The organism is Clostridium sp. (assembly GCF_036639235.1).
In the GTDB taxonomy this organism is placed as follows: Bacteria; Bacillota; Clostridia; order Clostridiales; family Caloramatoraceae; genus Clostridium_AB.
This window is the reverse complement of sequence record NZ_JAVWJB010000014.1, coordinates 26,283-44,299: the sequence shown is the minus strand read 5'-3', so window position 1 is coordinate 44,299 and position 18,017 is coordinate 26,283. Positions and strand designations below refer to the sequence as shown.

The following is an 18,017-nucleotide window of genomic DNA, read 5'->3' as shown; positions in this document are numbered from 1 at the left end:
CTTTTATAAGTAATTCTCCTTCTTTTAATTTAGGTATATTCATATCAACAACCTCTAGTTGCTCATAACCTCCTGGTTTTTTTACAATAACACTCTTCATAAATAACACTTCCTATATTACTATTATCATTGCTTTTATTTAAGTTACTTAAGTAAGTTTTACTTAATATATTTATATTTTATAATAACAATTTAATATTATAAAGATACTTTTCTTTTTCTCTTTGCTATCTCAACTAATAGTCTAAATATAAAAATTCTTTATCTAAATCATCCTTTCATATTTTCTATATATTTTATTAAAACCTTAAGATTATTTTATATGAAGTGTAAAAGCTTCATTTACTTATGGTAGGGTTCACCCTTCATTATTCTAAAGCCTCTGTAGATCTGTTCTAGAAGCATGATTCTAAATAATTGGTGTGGAAAGGTCATTTTTGAGAATGATATTTTAAAGTCTGCACGGTTTAGGGTTTCGCTGCTGATTCCAAGTGAGCCTCCGATTATGAATACTATTGAGCTTCTTCCTTCTATTCCAAGGTTCTCTATTTTCTCTGAGAATTCTTCACTTGTTAGGTGTTTCCCCTTAAGGTCTAGGGCTATTACATAGTCTGTATCTTTTATAGATGCCCTAATTTTAGCTCCTTCTTTTTCTTTAATTGCTTCCTCTTCCTTAGCTGATGCGTTGTCAGGTGTTTTTTCGTCTGCTAGTTCTACTATTTCTAGTTTACAGTATCTACCTAGCCTTTTTGTATATTCATCTATTGCATCCCTCATAAATTTCTCTTTTATCTTGCCTACCGTTATTATTTTTATATTCATTATTTATCTCCTGTTAACTTTTACATTTACTTTATATTTATTTTATCAATTAGAATCCATTATATAAAGGGATATAAAATAAAGGCCCACTTAAATTTATAGTTAAGTAGCCCTTATAGGTTCTATTGTATGCTTTTTCCGTGTGTATGTTTAGATAACTTCCTCTTTAGGAGGGCTACTAATAGTATAAATATAGGTAGCACTACCTGAGTTATTATTCCGTATATAGGCCACTGTGTTTCAATAAATTCTATCGCATTAAACATACTATTATATAGGGTATGTGATATGTTTAATACTATAAAGCCTATAGGTGCTAGTATTACTTTGTAGTGGTTTAGCTTAAATAAGCTTTGTATTCCCTTTGATGCTGCAAATAGGTAGAAGCATATTTCAACAAATCTAAATATCATAAAACTGATAGATACCGTAGCCTCTAACCTCTGATATTCTCCTAGTACATATATTCTTCTAGTTGATTCATATCCTGGATAGTAAAACTCTCCATAGGCTTCTCCTCCTAAGAGTAGTATATTAACTATAACAATAGCTGTACATACTATACATGCTAAGAAAACTGGCTTAATAAATATGGTTTTTAATCCTTTACTCTCTACACAATCACAAAAGCCCATGAATACAAATATCTCTGCAAAGCCAAGCATAGAAATACTTATACTACTCTTTAATATCTCAGGTATTCCACTAGATAATACTGGTCTTATATTGTTAATATCCATGTTGCTGATTACTATTGTTAAGAGTAGTAATACAACTAAAAATATAACTATTAAGTTAAATCTAGTCCAGTTATACAGCACTTCTATGCCACACCTAAGCATCCATATACATAGTATAATTACCATTAAGGCAGGTATAATGTTTGGGGTTTGCCATAGTGCTGTTAACTCTACAAAATCAGTTAAATTATGTAGTATTGATGATGAGACAAATATACAATGAAACACTACTATTGATATTATAATCTTACCTATTATTCTGCCAAAAACCTTTTCGATAATTCCATAAATATTCTCACCTGGATATAAGCTAAGGAGTATTCCAAATAAATAAACTAGGGGAATACTTATTACCATAGATGTTAAAACACCTATCCAGGCATCCTGCTTAAGATCCGCTCCTATTCCAAACAAAATATATATTCCTATGGGAAAGGTAAATATAAGCATTTGCATTTGGCCTCTTTTTAAAATCTGCTTCTTCATATACTCACTCCTATAAGTGATTTGATGTAACTAGTTACCCTGCCAATATAAACACTTATGTCAGGAATATTAAAGTTAAGACATAGAAGTATGCTTAATATAACTGCTATAGCCATAAAAACAATATATACCCACATATCCTTCCTATCTCCCTGTGACTTAAGATTCAAAATATCATATATAGCAAACCCTGCATATCCTAAAAATACTAATATACTCATATTAATCACCTGTACCTATAACTTCATTAGTTAATCCTGTAAATTTAATATTTAGCTTTACATTAAGGTCTGTGTTCAAATTCTTAAACTGTTTATTCCAATCAGCTGCCATAGCTTGAAGCTCTTTATTCTGGCTCATTTTAAATTTCTTACCGAGACCTATAACATCACTGTTATATTCTTCTTGAAGTTTATTTAAAACCTTATTTATATTCTCTGTTATATAAAGCTTAGCTTCATTAATAACCGCTTCCCTACTCTTAACATCTTTAAGCTTTATGTTGGTAGAGTTTATCTCTGATATACTTGCATCAATATCTAAAACAATATCCATATTAGGTTTGTTATTAGTAATACTCGGGATAAGTTTGCGTTTAATTTTCATAAATTCAATACCAATGTAGTCCTTCTCTCCTATTGGAACAGATAGAACAAATTCATCCGCTTCCCTATCCTCTCTAATAATACTTAGAAAAAGAGTCTCCTCTTCACTTAATTCTCCAACCATTACATCCTTACTGAATACCCCACATCCACCAACATTAAGCTCTTTAGATTTTTTAATGTCTACTAGGGGAATAATAGTTGCCTTGTCGTAGGATTTAAACCCCTTCGCTGCTATAAATATTTCTTCTGAAGTGTACTTACCTATAACCGATGGCTTACTTAATGCCTTAGCAATATCAAATGAAGCAACTCCCTGATCAGAATAAAGTCCATTAATAATATTAGATGCTGTTATAGACTTTGAAACTAATATCCACATATCGTTACGAAGTTCAACATCTCTTTCAATAAGATCCAGTGAAGTAGCTATCCCTTCCTTTGCAATACTTTCACTTAGGATAACAGTCTTCATATGACTAAGCTGAAGTCTAGTTCCAACCTTCTTTACCGCATCCCTTAAAGCCTCATGAATTGTCTTTCCCTCTGAACTTACAATCTTAGAATTAGCACTCTTACCATCTGCTCCAGCACTAATAACCTCAAAGGTAAGCTTATAGTTATTGTCCTCTTTGTCTATTGCCATACCAGCAACATAAATTATATCCTTACTATCTATATAGTCCCAGCAGCCATAAAGAGGTAGCGTAAAACTAATTAACATAATACTTACGATTATGTTCTTAAAAATTTTTGTCACTCGTCACTCCCCCCCTTATTAGCTACCTTCCCTCTAATAGGGTCACTTGCTATATATTTACTTCGCCTATATAACTTGCTCCAAGGTGCCCTAAAAACCACATCTCCTATGGTCCTAAAGTTAATGTCTACAATGTTCAGCATATATGGAATATCAAAACTTCTCATAGATACTAAGTAAATAGTAAGCCCCATTACCCCAAAAATAATTCCATATAACCCCATAAAGGCACCTAATACTAAAAATATAAACCTAAGAACTAATACAGAGGTTCTTATTTCATATAAAATAAGCCCACAAATACCTGTTAATGAAACTATGATTACTGTGCTTGCACCGATAAATCTTGCACTAACAGCAGCATCACCTAAAATTAAGGCTCCAACTATACTTACTGTAGAACCTATATGCTTCGGAAGTCTAAGCCCCGCCTCCCTAAGTATTTCAAAGAGAATGAGCATAGCCAAAATCTCAATAGCTAATGAAAAAGGCACATTCTCCCTAGATACAAATATACTAATAATTAAACTAGTAGGAAATAGCTCCTTATGAAAAGTTGATATAGCTACAAAAGCACCTGGAAGTAATGATGTTATAAGAAATGCAGCTACTCTTAAAAGTCTATTAAATGATGAAAATATATAGTTTTCGTAATAGTCTTCATTAACTTGAAAAGACTCAACGAATATATATGGTAAGGTTAAAACACTAGGTGACCCATCACATATAATTGCAATTCTGCCCTGCAAAAGCTTAGATGCTACAACATCAGGTCTTTCAGTGTCACCTATGGTTTTAAATGCAGATAATGGATTATCCTGAATAAGTTCCCTTATAGTATGGGATGAGAACAACCCTTCAATTTCAATTGTTTTAAGGCGACGCTTAACTTCATTTATAATATCCTTGTTAGCTATTCCATCTACATATGCAATAGAAACCTTAGTCTTAGTCCTAACCCCTATCTCCATAGAATTAAACTTAAGATCCGGAGAGTTTATCTTTCGTCTAATAAGTGCCATATTTGTATTAATAGACTCGACAAACCCTTCTCTAGGTCCTACTATAATAGTTTCAGACTGAGGCTCTGATATTCCACGGGTCTCCCATCCCTTAGTGTTAATAATAAAAGCCTTAGCTATTCCTGATATAAAAAGAACCGAATCTCCATAAAGTAGCCCACCTATAATGTCATCTAAATTGTCGCTTAACTTAATATCATCAACTATAAGAACCTGCTGCTGAAGAAAAGTTGTAATCTCTAAAGTAGTGTCTGGAAGCTTGTAGTTCATAATACTGTTAATAATGTTCTCATTAATAACTTCCCTATTAACCATTCCATCTACAAAAACAAGGCAAAACTTTCTTTGAGACTCAATATTAGCTAAATCCCTATAGATAACAGTATTATCACCTTTTAGAATACTGTCTTTAAGGATTTCTATATTAGACTTAAGGCTAGTTGTAAGATGATAACTTTCTAATTTCTCCTTTAACTCGCCGTAATTTCTATTTTGTTTAATTCTAGACATAAAATCACCTCTAAACATATATGTCTTAGTATTTGTATTTAAAGGTAATTTATTCACTAAATAAAAAACCGCCCCAATTAAACCGGGACGGTTATATCTATATTCTTTAATTATTATAAAAAACACCCTTAAAATACACGAATTAAAGAACAAAGGGCATAAAAAAAGGCTGTAGTTAACCTACAGCCTTGAACAATCAAAATTATCTTCTGTTTTGTTCTTTCTTAGCTCTTCTGCAATCGATGCATCTTACTGGCTCGTTAGTAAATCCTTTTTCTTGGTAGAACTCTTGCTCTCCAACTGTAAATACGAATTCACTTCCGCAATCTCTACATGTTATTGTCTTGTCTGTCATATATTTATCCTCCAAATTAAAGATTCTAAATTGATTTCATAATCTCTAATTCACGAGAAACTACTTATCTAATTAAAACTTTATTTATTATTTTGTTAGCAAATCTGCTACTCATTTATAATAACACATATAATATTTTTTAGCAACACTTATTTTGAAGAATTTAAATTATATTGCTTTTATTTAAAATTATACTAACTGTTTCAATATAATATGGCAAAGGTTAATTAATATTTATAACGCAATAAGGCCTATAGATCTATTTGTTACAAAGCCTCTTATACTTTATTGTTTTTAGTATTAGGTACAATCCAAATACCCCTGTGTATGTACCTATCTTAATCATGTCAATATTGTCCCTACCTAATAGTAAAACTATTACGTGTACATATGTTAATCCATAAAATACATATGCCCACTTTTGAACCTTTTTCCATCTTCCACCCTTCATTTCTCCTCTTACATCCTTAAATGATGTTATAAATAAAGGTATCATTATTATAAACCCAATTACACCAGCTAATGAATACACTAAATATTTAGCTGTTATTGGTGCTCCGCTTAAAATTCCCATTACAAAGTATATTAAGTACATAATTCCGTGTGGTAATAAAAGTATACATGCTATTATAGCAATCTCCGTTCTGATTTTAAGAAGCCTTCTTGTAATACCCCACTTAACATTAAGTGCCCCAGCATACATTACAACTACAAAGAAACAGGCAGAAATTATACCCTTAAAGGATGCCTTTTCTATTTCTCCAATAATACCATCTATCTGGAATCCAAAAAACATCATTCCTATTTGGTATACAAGTGTAGAAAGTGCAGTTAGTATTGCCAATGTATAATACACCCACTTGTACTTTTTAATACTTGTTGTAAATAGTAGTGATAAACTAAAAGCAAAAATCAATGAATAAATTAAAACCATTATACCCTCTCCTCTAACTCCTAATAACTCAATAATGATATTCATTATCAACGTCATACTTATATTAGAATAATAATGTAAAAAAGTCAATAATTTTTCATACTATTTTATTCCTTATGTTAACAAAACATAATATATATCCATATTATATTATGTAGCTTTATTCTTTAAAGAGTATGAATAATAGTGGTAACAATATTATGGCGAGCATACTAAAAACAACTTCCTCAATTAACTTGAGGAAGCTATTTTTCTTAGGAATTTTTCTTTATGTATATTCTAAGTGCCTTTATTAATAAATAAAGTCCGTATATACCTACTCCCCATAAAGCTACGTTAAGAATTGTTATAACTACGCTTCCTAAGCTTAGCCCTAGTTCTGTTGTAATATCCATTACCTCACCCCCCCCTTATAAACACATTGTAACATATTTACATATATTACTTATATAGTATCATGAGTATAAAAACAAGGGATGCAGCTAAAGTGAAGCCCATCCCTAATTATCCATTATTAATCTATGCTTAATGACACCTTCTAGACCTAATAACTAAGTCTTAATTAGTGTACTTAGGCTTTGTGTATGCTCCTAGATATTCATCGTACAAGTCGTTAATCTCAATTCTATTTCTACGTAGAATATCTTTTATTTTTTCGTGTTCCTGATATGTTCCACTATCCTCAACGCTTAAGTTGCTTCTAACTCTTCCCTCTATAACATTAACCTTCATAACAAGCGCCCTAACAATTTCTATACTTCCACTGCCCTCACTTGCACTGTTAATCTCCTTCTTAATCTGATCAATAATCTTATCATAGGTATCCATAAGATACTTAGTTGAGTCATCTATTCCATATGGAAGTATAAACTTATTAGCAAGCATAGCAACAGCTGTTCCTGCAAATACATAGAACACCCTATTAACCACAAGCTCAACACCACTTCCACCTATTAAGGATGCTGATGCAAGTGCTGAGAATGTTATAAAAATAGTCTGCCTACTATATCTGGTCTGGAATGATGATATATATCCAGAAAGCATAATTAGAAGTGACCTTATAGTTGTATCTTTAACTAAAGCAAATAAAACCACAAACACTACAACCCCTATAATTGTTCCGTAGACCCTACTCTTAGACTTATTGTCTGCATCCTGCTTGTATGGCTGAATAATAGCAAGTAGCGTAAATGCAAGCCACTTACCCTCTGGTAGATTAAAATAACCTGCTAATCCAACTGCAATACTAATAAACAGTGCACTTCTTAGGGCATATGAAAACTTAATACTCTTGCCGTTAAAATCCCTCTTAAGCATCTCCTTAAAAGTAAATCCCTTAGGTATTTCAATTCTCTTAACAAACTTCTTATATTCCTTACCTTCAAATTTAAGAACATCCTCAAGTGATGTTTTAAGAAAATCCATGTTTTCAAGAAGTTCACGTATATTCTCCCTTGAAACTCCACATTCTATATTATTAGACCTAAATATAAGCTCATACTTCTCAATAAATCCATTAATTCTATCTATCTGATCATTTATCTTGTCTACTCTATCCCTATCCGCTGTAGTATTTGAAACAATATCACCTATAGAATTAAGAACATCTGTATATCCTGTGCTACTTAAAGTGTTTTTGACTTTATAATCCTCATATATTCTATTAACTAAAATATTAATTCTCTCCATTGCAATAGATATGTTAAAGTTAACCTTACCCTCTACTGTTATGTGGAAATAATCCTGACGATTTTCCTGAACACAATTGCTTAGTGCTACAATACTCGTGGTTATCTCCTCTTCAAGCTCCCCATTATAATTATCCTGAATTACTAAGTTAATCTTATTTCCAAGGGATGAAACTATTCTTGGTACAATTTCCTTAGCAGCCTTTTCAAGTCTATTTTTGTTAGCTACTAGCTGAAGTGCCATCATAAATGCTGCTCCAAATAATAACGCTAACAATCTCATAGGTAACTGCTCATATGTAACTGGGCTATATACCATGAATAAATACTGAAGTCCAAATGCAACATACATAGGTTTCTTCATATTATAAGTAAACAAATATCCCGTGGTAAACATAGCTATAAAGGTTAATAATACTCCTATTACTGGGTTAACACCTGTGAAAAAGGCTAATAACCCCTGTCCTAAGTTAATAACCGCAAATAGAATAAAATATCCTAAAAAATCTGTTGTAAGGTCCCTTTCCATAAACATTAATGATGCAGTAATAATAGTAACTCCAACTAATGTGTTCTCATCTCCAAAAACCTGCTTAAACAATATAACTGCAACAACTATAACCACAAACAATGCGGTTTTCGAAACTATTGTCTTCCTATCCATTTTATCCGCTCCTATAATATAAAATTAATCCAAATTATATAAACAATTCTTCCCTATAAAGTGACTTAATATTCTTCACCTTATCCCTGCTTGTTTCTATAGCAACAATAATACATATAATAACTACTAATATCAATCACCGGTTCGTAACATTTTAGAGTATAACCTAAACATTTATTGAAAGTAATTATAATTAATTTCATTCCCTTCGAACACTTATCCTAATCACTTATTAATCATTCTACCCTGTACGATACTTAACCCTTATAAAAATTTACTAATAATTTAAAAAGGATGGTAATAAAATTACCATCCTTAATATTTTAAAAATCAAACAGACTATTTAACTAAATGTATTACATTTTAAATTTATTTAGCTTGTTCTGTAATCCATCACTCATTAACTCAAGTCTATTAATAGATTCTGCTATATTACTTGAAGCGTTTTCAAGTTCCCCTGCACTTGCAGCAATTTCCTCTGAAGATGCTGACACCTCCTCTGCTATTGCAGATGAAGATTCTACCCTTGTTATTATGTCTGTTTTATCACTGTTTAGTTCTTTAAGTGACTGTGTAGCCTCATTCATTTGAGGTGCTATATGGTTAACAGCCTTAGTTATGTTTTCAAATGAATCTATAGCTGTTTTTATGCTCTGTTCCTGATTTCCTATTTCAAGGCTTACTGAATATGTAGCCTCTGCCATTTGCTTAGTTTCCTGTGAAATTTGATTAACTATGTTTAGTATATTTGCTGATGAATTCTTACTTTGTTCTGCAAGTTTTCTAATTTCATCTGCTACAACTGAGAATCCACGACCAGCTTCCCCTGCTCTTGCAGCTTCAATTGCTGCATTAAGTGCAAGAAGATTGGTTTGGTCTGAAATACTGTTGATAAGTTCTGTAATCTCGTTAATTTTACTAACATTATCTTCAACACTTTCAGTTCTCTTAATAAGACCCTTAAACTGTGAATTAACCGTATTAACTGACCCTACAACCTTATCCATATCAGAGTTACTTGCATCTGACATAGATTTAATTTCCTCTGTGGACTTACTTACTAACATTATTAGCTCAGATAGTCCATCAAGCTTATGTCCAAAGTCATCAAGTATTCCTGTTATATCAACTAGGTCACTTGCCTGGTCAGTATTACCCTTAGCAACCTCACTAGTTGCAACAGTTATATTATCACTTGATGCTGTTAGCTCACTTGTTATAGCTGCAAGACTTCCTGTAAAGCTTTGCATTTCTCCTGAACTATCCTTAATACCATTAAGTATATCTACAATTGATACTTTCATTTTATCAATTGACTTAATCATATCTCCTATTTCATCGCTTCTATTAGTTAAATTACTATCTAGCTTTGAAGTTAAATCTCCATTAGCTATTGTATTAAGTTCATTTGCCGCACTATTAATTGGCTTTGCTATTCCTCTAGCTAATATTACTGCAAAAACAGCTCCTAGTGCTACAAATATTAGTGAACTCCCAAGGCTTGTCATAGCTAGTGTTCCTACCTCTGCAAATATCTCATCTGATTCTACTGGTATTCCTATAGTCCAGTTAAGACTCTTTATAGGTGCATAGGCCACATGCCATTCCTTATTATTATAATTATATGTATCAATACCTGATTCACCCTTAATCATTTTACCCTCTACAGCACTTACGCTTTGTAGATCAGCATTCTTAGGGTTTTTCTTAGCATTATTAATTCTATTATCCTGCTTTAAAACAAGATCCCTATTCTTATCTGCAATTAATGTTCCTGTGTTATCTAATATGTATGCTGAGCCTGTTTTGCCATATGTAACTCCCTTAACATAATTATTAAGTTCATCTCCATTTCTTACAGCATTAATAGCTCCTACTATTTCCCCATCCTTCTTAAGGGGAACTGAGTATACAACTATCATGTTACCATTATCAACACTTACAATAGGACTTGATACACTACTTTTTCCCTGCATAGCATCTTTAAATGTAGATTCACTTGATATATTAAAGCTTGCATTTGTAGTTGCATGGGCATCTCCATTTACGTCTGCAATAGTCATATTTGTATGGTTACTTCTTTTTGACTCTTCGCTTAATATTGCAAGTTTCTCCTCTAACTTAACATTAGGATCTGATAACTTAGGATTAGTAGCTAAAAGCTCCATAGTCGCTATATGCTCTTTTATGCTAGCCTCAACCTTACCTGCTGCTTGGCTTGCAACCTGAGGTAATGATTCGTCTATTGTATTTGATATAGTACTTTTAGATATTTGTATAGATACTAATGCAAGTCCTAAACAAATAATAATTGTTAGTAGGTTTACACTTAAAATTAGCCTACTTTTTAAACTTTTAAACTTAAACATATGAACCCCCTTATTATGTTTATTTGTATTTATATTACATAAGTAATTAAATTTACTTATTTTTTAAATTAAATACATAGTAATAATTATATTTTTCTACAATTTTTGTAATTCTACTCTTATATATCGACCTAATTGGACATAAAAAAATAGATACTAATTTATTTTTATAAAAAATTAGTATCTATTTGAGTTTTTATTAAATTTTACATTAAATTATTATTATATTTTGAATCTATTAACCTTGTCACTAAGCCCGCTTCCCATAGATTCAAGTCTTCCTATAGAATCAGCTATGTTAACAGCAGCATTTTCAAGTTCACCTGCACTTGCAGCTATTTCCTGTGATGATGCTGATACCTCCTCTGCAATTGCAGATGATGATTCTATTCTTGTTATTATCTCGCTTTTGTTTTCATTTAAGTACATAAGCGATTGTGTAGCCTCATTCATTTGAGGTGCTATATCGTTAACAGCCTTAGTTATGTTTTCAAATGAATCTATAGCTGTTTTAATACTTTGTTCCTGATTATCTATTTCAACACTTACTGAATGTGTTGCAGTTGCCATTTGTTTAGTTTCCTGTGAAATCTGATTAACTATGTTTAGTATGTTAGCTGATGAATCCTTACTTTGTTCTGCAAGCTTTCGAATTTCATCTGCAACAACTGAGAATCCACGACCAGCTTCCCCTGCCCTAGCAGCTTCAATTGCTGCATTAAGTGCAAGTAAGTTAGTTTGGTCTGATATATTGTTAATAAGTTCTGTAATCTCATTTATTTTATTAACATTAGCCTCTACACTATCTGTTCTTTCAATAAGACCCTTAAACTGTAAATTAACTGTATTAACTGAACTTACTACCCTATCCATATCAGAATTACTTGAATTAGACATTGCTCTTATATTATCAGTAGCCTTACCTACTGCAATTATAAGGTCAGCTAATCCATCAAGTTTATTACCAAAATCCTCAAGTATTCCTGTTATATCAACTAGATCACTTGCCTGATCCGTGTTACCCTTAGCAACCTCATTAGTTGCAACAGTAATATTATCACTTGATGCTGTAAGCTCCTTAGATACTGCTGCTAAGTTAACTGTAAACCCTTGCATTTCATTTGTACTATCCTTAATTCCATTAAGAATATCTGTAATAGATATTTTCATCTTAACAATAGAGTTAATCATAACTCCAATTTCGTCTTCTCTACACATAAGTGATTTATCTATTCTTGAAGAAAGATCTCCATTAGCTATTACATCTAGCTCCTTAACCGCTGAATTAACAGGCTTTGCTATTCCTCTAGCTATAAATGCTGCATAAACCACTCCAAGAATTATAAATATAACTGAAGCTATTAATGAGCTAGTCATTAAAGATCCTGCATCTGCAAATACTTGATCACTTTCAACCATAATTGCTATTGACCAGTTAGCACTTTTTATTGGTGCATATCCTACATGCCACTGCTTACCTTCATAGTCATACTCACCGATACCACTTTCACCTTTAATCATTTTAGACTCTACGTCTGCAACGCTTTTCTGTGATGGGTCTTTTTTTGCATTTTCTATTGCATTATCTTGACTTAAAACAAGTTCCTTATCAACATCAGCAATAAGAGTTCCTGTTTTATCTAATATGTATGATGTTCCTGTTTCCCCATATCTTATATCTTTAACATATCCGTTAAGCTCATCTCCATCCCTAACAGCATTAATAACACCTACCACTTTACCTTCTTTATGAAGTGGTACTGAGTAAATAACTATAAGGCTTCCATCCTTTTGATTAGGAAATGGACTTGATACATTACTTTTTCCACCTATCGCATCCTTAAAAGTTAAGTCCCCTGAGATATTAATATGCTGCCCATCAGTAGTATAAGCATCTCCGTCTACCGAAGAGTATGTCATACTTCCATGTCCCATTCTCTTGGCTTCATTACTTAATATAGTAAGCTTGTCCTCTATTTTCACCCTACCATCTGTTAAACTAGGATTAGTAGCCACAAGCTCTAATACAGAAAGCTGCTCCTTAATATTTGCCTCTACCCTACCTGCTGCCTGCTTAGCAACCTGAGGTAATGATGTATATGTTGTATTTTCGATTGTTTTCCTAGATAGCATAAATGATATAACTGCAAGAGAAACACAAATCACAACTACTAATAAATTAATATTCATCATTAACCTACCCTTTAAGCTCTTAAACTTAAACATAATATCCCCCCAACCATATTAATTTTTAGAATTTTTTTTATATTATAACATTTTTCCTTATATAACACGATAATGTTAACAAATTGTTTTAAAATTGTTATAATATACCTAAAATTATGTTAATTTATATAATTATCGACTATAAAATATATAAAGAAATAGGCTGTTATATTATTTAAAAATAATATAACAGCCTATTCATATAATGATAATTTATTTTAGTAAATTATGTTATATGGTTCTATTTTTAGAATAGACACCAAGATATTCGTCGTAAAGGTCGTTAACAAGTATTCTGTTACTTCGAAGTTCCTCTGTAATTCTATCCCTCTCCTCTTTATCCGTATCAGATAGGTTAGTGTAAAGCCTCTCCTCTACAAAGGATGTGTACATAATCAAGTTTCTCATATTCTGAATATTACCTTCTCCCCTTGTAGCCTTATTTATTTCTTCCTTAACCTGAACAATTATGTCGTTGTATATATTAACAAGATCCCTATTACCATCCTCAATCTTATATGGAAGGATAACCTTGTTAGCTATAATTGCAATTACTATTCCAAGAATAACATATGCTGCTCTGTGAAGAACTAAAGCTGTACTAAATCCACTGGACAGGGCTGCTGCTCCTAATGCTGAAAATGTAATAAATATCATTTCTCTTCCATAGTTGGTTTGGTAACTTGCTATATATCCTGAAAGCATAAGAAGTACTGGGTAAATTCCCTGGTTAGTTATTAGTGTAAACACTACAGTGAATACCACTAGCCCAATTAATGTACCAAACAATCTTTGCTTACTCTTCTTACTTCCTTGATGTTCAAATGGTTGAATAATAGCAAACATAGTAAACACAAGCCATTTACCATCTACAATATTAAAGTAGTTTACCATAAATACCGTTATGGTAATCATAATAGCACTTCTTAGAGCATATGACATCTTAAGACTTCTAAGCTTAAAATGTTTACGAAGCACAAATGTTGTCTTAAAGTTCTCTGGAATACTGCTCCTTCTAACATAACGCTTATACTTAAAGTCATCTACTTCAACTATTTCTTTAAGATTATGTTGTAAGAAATCCATATTTTCTAGAATTTCTTTAAAATGTCCCTTTAAATCCTCATTGTCTATAGTACTAATTTCCTCTGAGTAATGTTTAATAAAACTGTTTATTTTGTTAACACATCCCTCAATGTCCTGTTTCTTTTCTCTATCTACTGTAATGTAGGAAATACACTCCCTCATATCCCTAAGCATACCAATAACCATAGGGTTAAGTTCATTCTTATTACCATTTTGGTCAAAATAAATTCTATCAAGTAAAATAGTTGCTCTTTCAAGTCCTATAGTTAGGTTAAGACCTACCTTCCCCTCTATAGTTGTGTGGAAATATGATTCACGTGATTCGTTAATCTCCTTGCGCATAGACCTTATAAGTGCAATTGCACCAGCATCGTCATTTTGGTTGTATTCGCCGCCAAGGATTGAGTCTATCTTGTTAGTAATATTAGATACGATTCCTGGCATAATAGCCATAGATGACTTAGTAAGCCTATTACGATTAAAAATAAGCTGACTCGCCATAATAATAATAGCACCTACAAATAATGAAATCAGTCTTAATGGTAACTGTTCATATGAAACCGGGTAATAAAGCATAAATAAATATTGAAGTCCAAATCCTACAAATAGTGGAGACTTAAGATTGTAGGTAAATAAATATCCTGTAACAACCATAGCTATAAAGGTTGCTGGAATTCCAAGATACACGTTGTAATTAGTTATATAGGCAAGTATTCCCTGACCAACATTAATAACTGCAAAAATAACAAAAAATCTATAAATATTAGCTGTTAAATCACGCTGTAGTAATATAAGCAGTGCTGTTACCACAGTAACTCCTATAAGAGTATTTTCATCTCCGAAAATCGACTTAAACACTATAATAAAAAGAATAATACCAATAAACATTTTTGTTTTATCGTATACCTTCCTAAAACTCATCATGTCAGCTCCCTTCAAATATATAAATTTAGTCATAAGGATAATATTAACCCCTACCTAATAAAATATCAAATTAGCTATAGTTAGGATGGTAGTTAACATACCCCTCTTTACAAAGAATTATATACACACCGTTACGTACCTTTTAAACTTGCCCTTAGATAATATACATGAGGACTCGACATTAAATCCTGCTGAGAATATTATTGTGTCCATATTTTGGTTAGTTATAAGTACTAATCTCTTTGTTAGCTTTCTAGCACACTTAATTATACTTATCTGATCCTCCTCTGATATAGGATTAAAGTGCCCATATGGAAGATCTATAACGCTACAATCATAGAATCCCTGAAGATTAGTCATATCTCCAATAACCACATTAGGCTCATATCCGAAAAATTCTAGGTTAACCCTAGCCCTCTCTCCTATCATAGGATTAATTTCACATCCAGTATAATCAACTAGTAGGCTTGCTGCCTCAAGTAATACTGTTCCAATTCCGCAGCATGGATCAATTAGAGACTTAGAATAATCTCCACAGGTTGCTATGTTAACAAGGCTTCTTGCTACCTTATAATTAATGCTGTTTGAGTATGTACAGGGCTTCTTATCATGTATGTGCCATTGGTTATTATGGGGATGATATATTCCAAAAAACCAGGAGTCCATATAATAGGCTATTGCAAATTCTATCTTAGGCTTATATAAATTAGCCTCACCCTCAATAGCCATGCCTACCTCCTTAATAAGGGATAATCTTCTTGAGTATTCTACACTTGATAATGTTTTAAAATAATTAACCTTAAAATCCTCACACTTAAGTTCAAGATTCTTAATTCCCTGTATTAATTCATCAAATCCACTACACCTAAGAATAACCTCAATAGATTCCCTAATAAAAGGACTAGAACTAGGGTCTACCTCTTTACTTGAACAAAAAATCTTATCACTAATATTAACTCCAAAAATATATCTCATCTCCATAAGAGCAAATTCCATCTCATCTGGAGCGTAATTCATACTATATAAATAAAACTTATCTTCTTCCATAATCTCAACTCCTAAAAAATATTACCTTCATATATTAACACAATACACATAGATGTATTTAGTAAGGATAATCTGTTTTATAATATTTTAATTAAATAGCCATTGAAACGGAATAAAGGGCTATATTCTAAATATAACCCTTTATCTTTGCGTTTATTGATTATGGCGATATAATTTATAAAAGGAGGGGTGTTATGGGATTAAATATATTATGTGTAGGAATTGGTGGATTTATAGGTGCTATTTTAAGGTATTTAATATCAATAAAGGCAACTAAGGTATTTTCATATTCAATTCCCCTAGGAACATTAGCAGTTAATGTTATTGGTGGAATATTAATTGGATTCATACTAGAAATAAACAACAAATCCCCCTTAAATGAAGGTACTAAACTGTTTTTAACAACAGGAATACTTGGTGGATTAACTACATTTTCAACCTTTAGCTTTGAAACAATAAACCTAATACATGGCGGAGACTATCTATCAGGTGGATTAAATATAATTCTAAATGTAACCTTAAGTTTACTAGGAGTTGTTATAGGTAAATTCCTAGCCAAAACCATTCTTTAAAGTGTATATCTAAATTTAAAAACAGGTCACAGCATAGGGAATATCTACATTCCAAATTAGTTCTCTAATATCTAAAAGGCACAGATAATTAACTATCTGTGCCTTTTTTTATTTAAGGGTGATTTCAGTTTCCGTAACTGTTTCTCCATCTTGAATTTTAAGTTTCATTATGTCTCCTGACTTTTTCTTAAATAGAATTTCTTTAAATTCTACCATTGTTGTTACAGGAGCTCCGTCTGCTTCTATAATTATCTGACCTGGCTTAAGTATCTTCGCCGCAGGTCCCCTTGAATCTATTTCTGTTATGTAAATTCCTGTTTTCATGTCTATTTTGTAATAGCCTGCAACTTCCTTGTCAAAGCCTGATAGCCCTATGTATGGTGCCTTGTAGCTTCCTGTAGCAATTATGCTATCAAGTACTGGCTTGATTATGTTAATAGGTACTGCAAATCCTATACCCTCTGCTGAGCTAACCTTCGCTGTATTAATTCCTATAACTTGCCCCTTAATGTTAAGTAGTGGACCTCCACTGTTACCTGGATTAATTGATGCGTCTGTTTGGATTAAGTCCTCCATAAATACTCCACGCTCAATTTCAAGTGTTCTATTAACAGCACTAACAATACCTGATGTAACTGTTCTTTGGAATGTAAGTCCTAGTGGGTTTCCTATTGCTATAGCTGGCTCTCCAACTGTAATAACCTTAGAATCTCCAAGGCTAGCTGGTATAAGTCCTGTAGCTTCTATTTTAAGTACTGATAAATCAAGTGATGGGTCTGTCCATATAGCCACTGCCTTATGTTCTTTCCCATCATGTGTCATAACAGTAATACTTTTTGCCTTCATATCTGCAACATGGTTATTAGTTAGTATGTATCCTGTATCACTTACAATAACTCCTGACCCAACTCCAGGAACTTCCTTAGTTTGGTCAAACAAGTTTCTCTCTAAATTTACAGTAACAACCCCAACAACAGATGGACTAACCTTAGATGCTACCTGTGAAACATCTGTGGTAATCTTAACACTAGTAGTTTGGGTATTTGGCACTTCAGGTTTTGGTGTAGCTGACCCACTACCTGGGAACATACTTGCTGGAGCTAAAACTAAAACCATAAACGCCCCAATAACAGCTCCTATAACACCAACTGCAAAGTAACCGAAGAATGATCTTTCATTTCTTCCTTTAAAGTCGTTAAAATTCATA

Annotated in this window: 15 protein-coding genes; 1 reads left to right on the top strand and 14 read right to left on the bottom strand. The window is 32.3% G+C overall.

The features are described from left to right. Positions 1-342: 342 nt before the first annotated feature. The 13 genes from rlmH to RR539_RS05590 all read right to left on the bottom strand — a co-directional run bounded on the left by rlmH (position 343) and on the right by RR539_RS05590 (position 16,238). Complete coding sequence (rlmH, locus tag RR539_RS05650) at positions 343-822, bottom strand: 23S rRNA (pseudouridine(1915)-N(3))-methyltransferase RlmH (protein ID WP_332473313.1); 480 nt, start codon at positions 820-822, stop codon at positions 343-345. Between the two features lie 122 nt (positions 823-944). Further along, positions 945-2,048: a GerAB/ArcD/ProY family transporter gene (locus RR539_RS05645; protein ID WP_332473314.1), complete on the bottom strand. Its 1,104-nt coding sequence runs from the start codon at positions 2,046-2,048 to the stop codon at positions 945-947. Further along, positions 2,045-2,269 carry a hypothetical protein gene (locus RR539_RS05640; protein WP_332473315.1) on the bottom strand — a complete coding sequence of 75 codons (225 nt, stop codon included), beginning with the start codon at positions 2,267-2,269 and terminating at the stop codon, positions 2,045-2,047. Before RR539_RS05640 ends, RR539_RS05645 begins: the two co-directional genes overlap by 4 nt. A gap of 1 nt (position 2,270) precedes the next feature. Continuing rightward, entirely contained in the window at positions 2,271-3,413 is a 1,143-nt protein-coding gene (locus RR539_RS05635) for a Ger(x)C family spore germination protein (RefSeq protein WP_332473316.1), read from the bottom strand. After that, positions 3,410-4,945: a spore germination protein gene (locus RR539_RS05630; RefSeq protein WP_332500243.1), complete on the bottom strand. Its 1,536-nt coding sequence runs from the start codon at positions 4,943-4,945 to the stop codon at positions 3,410-3,412. Before RR539_RS05630 ends, RR539_RS05635 begins: the two co-directional genes overlap by 4 nt. Before the next feature lie 202 nt (positions 4,946-5,147). Next, complete coding sequence (locus RR539_RS05625; protein ID WP_332473317.1) at positions 5,148-5,300, bottom strand: zinc-ribbon domain-containing protein; 153 nt, start codon at positions 5,298-5,300, stop codon at positions 5,148-5,150. Between the two features lie 259 nt (positions 5,301-5,559). Beyond that, positions 5,560-6,234 (bottom strand): ferric reductase-like transmembrane domain-containing protein, encoded by a 675-nt coding sequence (locus RR539_RS05620; RefSeq protein ID WP_332473318.1) that lies wholly within the window; start codon positions 6,232-6,234, stop codon positions 5,560-5,562. 254 nt (positions 6,235-6,488) lie between these two features. Continuing rightward, entirely contained in the window at positions 6,489-6,629 is a 141-nt protein-coding gene (locus tag RR539_RS05615) for a hypothetical protein (protein ID WP_332483481.1), read from the bottom strand. 163 nt (positions 6,630-6,792) lie between these two features. After that, positions 6,793-8,586 (bottom strand): FUSC family protein, encoded by a 1,794-nt coding sequence (locus RR539_RS05610; protein WP_332473320.1) that lies wholly within the window; start codon positions 8,584-8,586, stop codon positions 6,793-6,795. A gap of 356 nt (positions 8,587-8,942) precedes the next feature. Further along, a complete protein-coding gene (locus RR539_RS05605) occupies positions 8,943-10,955 on the bottom strand; it encodes a methyl-accepting chemotaxis protein (RefSeq protein WP_332473321.1) in 2,013 nt (670 codons plus the stop codon). A 222-nt stretch (positions 10,956-11,177) separates the two neighbouring features. Beyond that, on the bottom strand, positions 11,178-13,181 hold the full coding sequence (locus RR539_RS05600) for a methyl-accepting chemotaxis protein (protein WP_332483483.1): 2,004 nt from the start codon (positions 13,179-13,181) through the stop codon (positions 11,178-11,180). Positions 13,182-13,412: 231 nt separating this feature from the next. Further along, positions 13,413-15,224 carry an FUSC family protein gene (locus tag RR539_RS05595; RefSeq protein WP_332473323.1) on the bottom strand — a complete coding sequence of 604 codons (1,812 nt, stop codon included), beginning with the start codon at positions 15,222-15,224 and terminating at the stop codon, positions 13,413-13,415. Between the two features lie 84 nt (positions 15,225-15,308). Next, on the bottom strand, positions 15,309-16,238 hold the full coding sequence (locus tag RR539_RS05590) for a TRM11 family SAM-dependent methyltransferase (RefSeq protein WP_332473324.1): 930 nt from the start codon (positions 16,236-16,238) through the stop codon (positions 15,309-15,311). Positions 16,239-16,432: 194 nt separating this feature from the next. Here RR539_RS05590 and crcB point away from each other — a divergent pair, with 194 nt between their 5' ends. After that, on the top strand, positions 16,433-16,810 hold the full coding sequence (gene crcB / locus RR539_RS05585) for a fluoride efflux transporter CrcB (RefSeq protein WP_332473325.1): 378 nt from the start codon (positions 16,433-16,435) through the stop codon (positions 16,808-16,810). A 108-nt stretch (positions 16,811-16,918) separates the two neighbouring features. Here the strand turns inward: crcB and RR539_RS05580 are convergent, their stop codons facing one another. Beyond that, on the bottom strand, positions 16,919-18,016 hold the full coding sequence (locus tag RR539_RS05580) for a S1C family serine protease (RefSeq protein ID WP_332473326.1): 1,098 nt from the start codon (positions 18,014-18,016) through the stop codon (positions 16,919-16,921). Position 18,017: the final 1 nt, after the last annotated feature.

Excerpts from the sequence above, each read along its gene's own strand:
- RR539_RS05645 (WP_332473314.1), bottom strand. The coding sequence starts at position 2,048 with ATGAAGAAGCAGATTTTAAAAAGAGGCCAAATGCAAATGCTTATATTT.
- RR539_RS05580 (WP_332473326.1), bottom strand. The coding sequence starts at position 18,016 with ATGAATTTTAACGACTTTAAAGGAAGAAATGAAAGATCATTCTTCGGT.
- RR539_RS05605 (WP_332473321.1), bottom strand. The coding sequence starts at position 10,955 with ATGTTTAAGTTTAAAAGTTTAAAAAGTAGGCTAATTTTAAGTGTAAAC.
- RR539_RS05610 (WP_332473320.1), bottom strand. The coding sequence starts at position 8,586 with ATGGATAGGAAGACAATAGTTTCGAAAACCGCATTGTTTGTGGTTATA.
- RR539_RS05615 (WP_332483481.1), bottom strand. The coding sequence starts at position 6,629 with ATGGATATTACAACAGAACTAGGGCTAAGCTTAGGAAGCGTAGTTATA.
- RR539_RS05590 (WP_332473324.1), bottom strand. The coding sequence starts at position 16,238 with ATGGAAGAAGATAAGTTTTATTTATATAGTATGAATTACGCTCCAGAT.
- crcB (WP_332473325.1), top strand. The coding sequence starts at position 16,433 with ATGGGATTAAATATATTATGTGTAGGAATTGGTGGATTTATAGGTGCT.
- RR539_RS05625 (WP_332473317.1), bottom strand. The coding sequence starts at position 5,300 with ATGACAGACAAGACAATAACATGTAGAGATTGCGGAAGTGAATTCGTA.
- RR539_RS05595 (WP_332473323.1), bottom strand. The coding sequence starts at position 15,224 with ATGACTAAATTTATATATTTGAAGGGAGCTGACATGATGAGTTTTAGG.
- RR539_RS05640 (WP_332473315.1), bottom strand. The coding sequence starts at position 2,269 with ATGAGTATATTAGTATTTTTAGGATATGCAGGGTTTGCTATATATGAT.
- RR539_RS05630 (WP_332500243.1), bottom strand. The coding sequence starts at position 4,945 with ATGTCTAGAATTAAACAAAATAGAAATTACGGCGAGTTAAAGGAGAAA.
- RR539_RS05600 (WP_332483483.1), bottom strand. The coding sequence starts at position 13,181 with ATGTTTAAGTTTAAGAGCTTAAAGGGTAGGTTAATGATGAATATTAAT.
- RR539_RS05620 (WP_332473318.1), bottom strand. The coding sequence starts at position 6,234 with ATGGTTTTAATTTATTCATTGATTTTTGCTTTTAGTTTATCACTACTA.
- rlmH (WP_332473313.1), bottom strand. The coding sequence starts at position 822 with ATGAATATAAAAATAATAACGGTAGGCAAGATAAAAGAGAAATTTATG.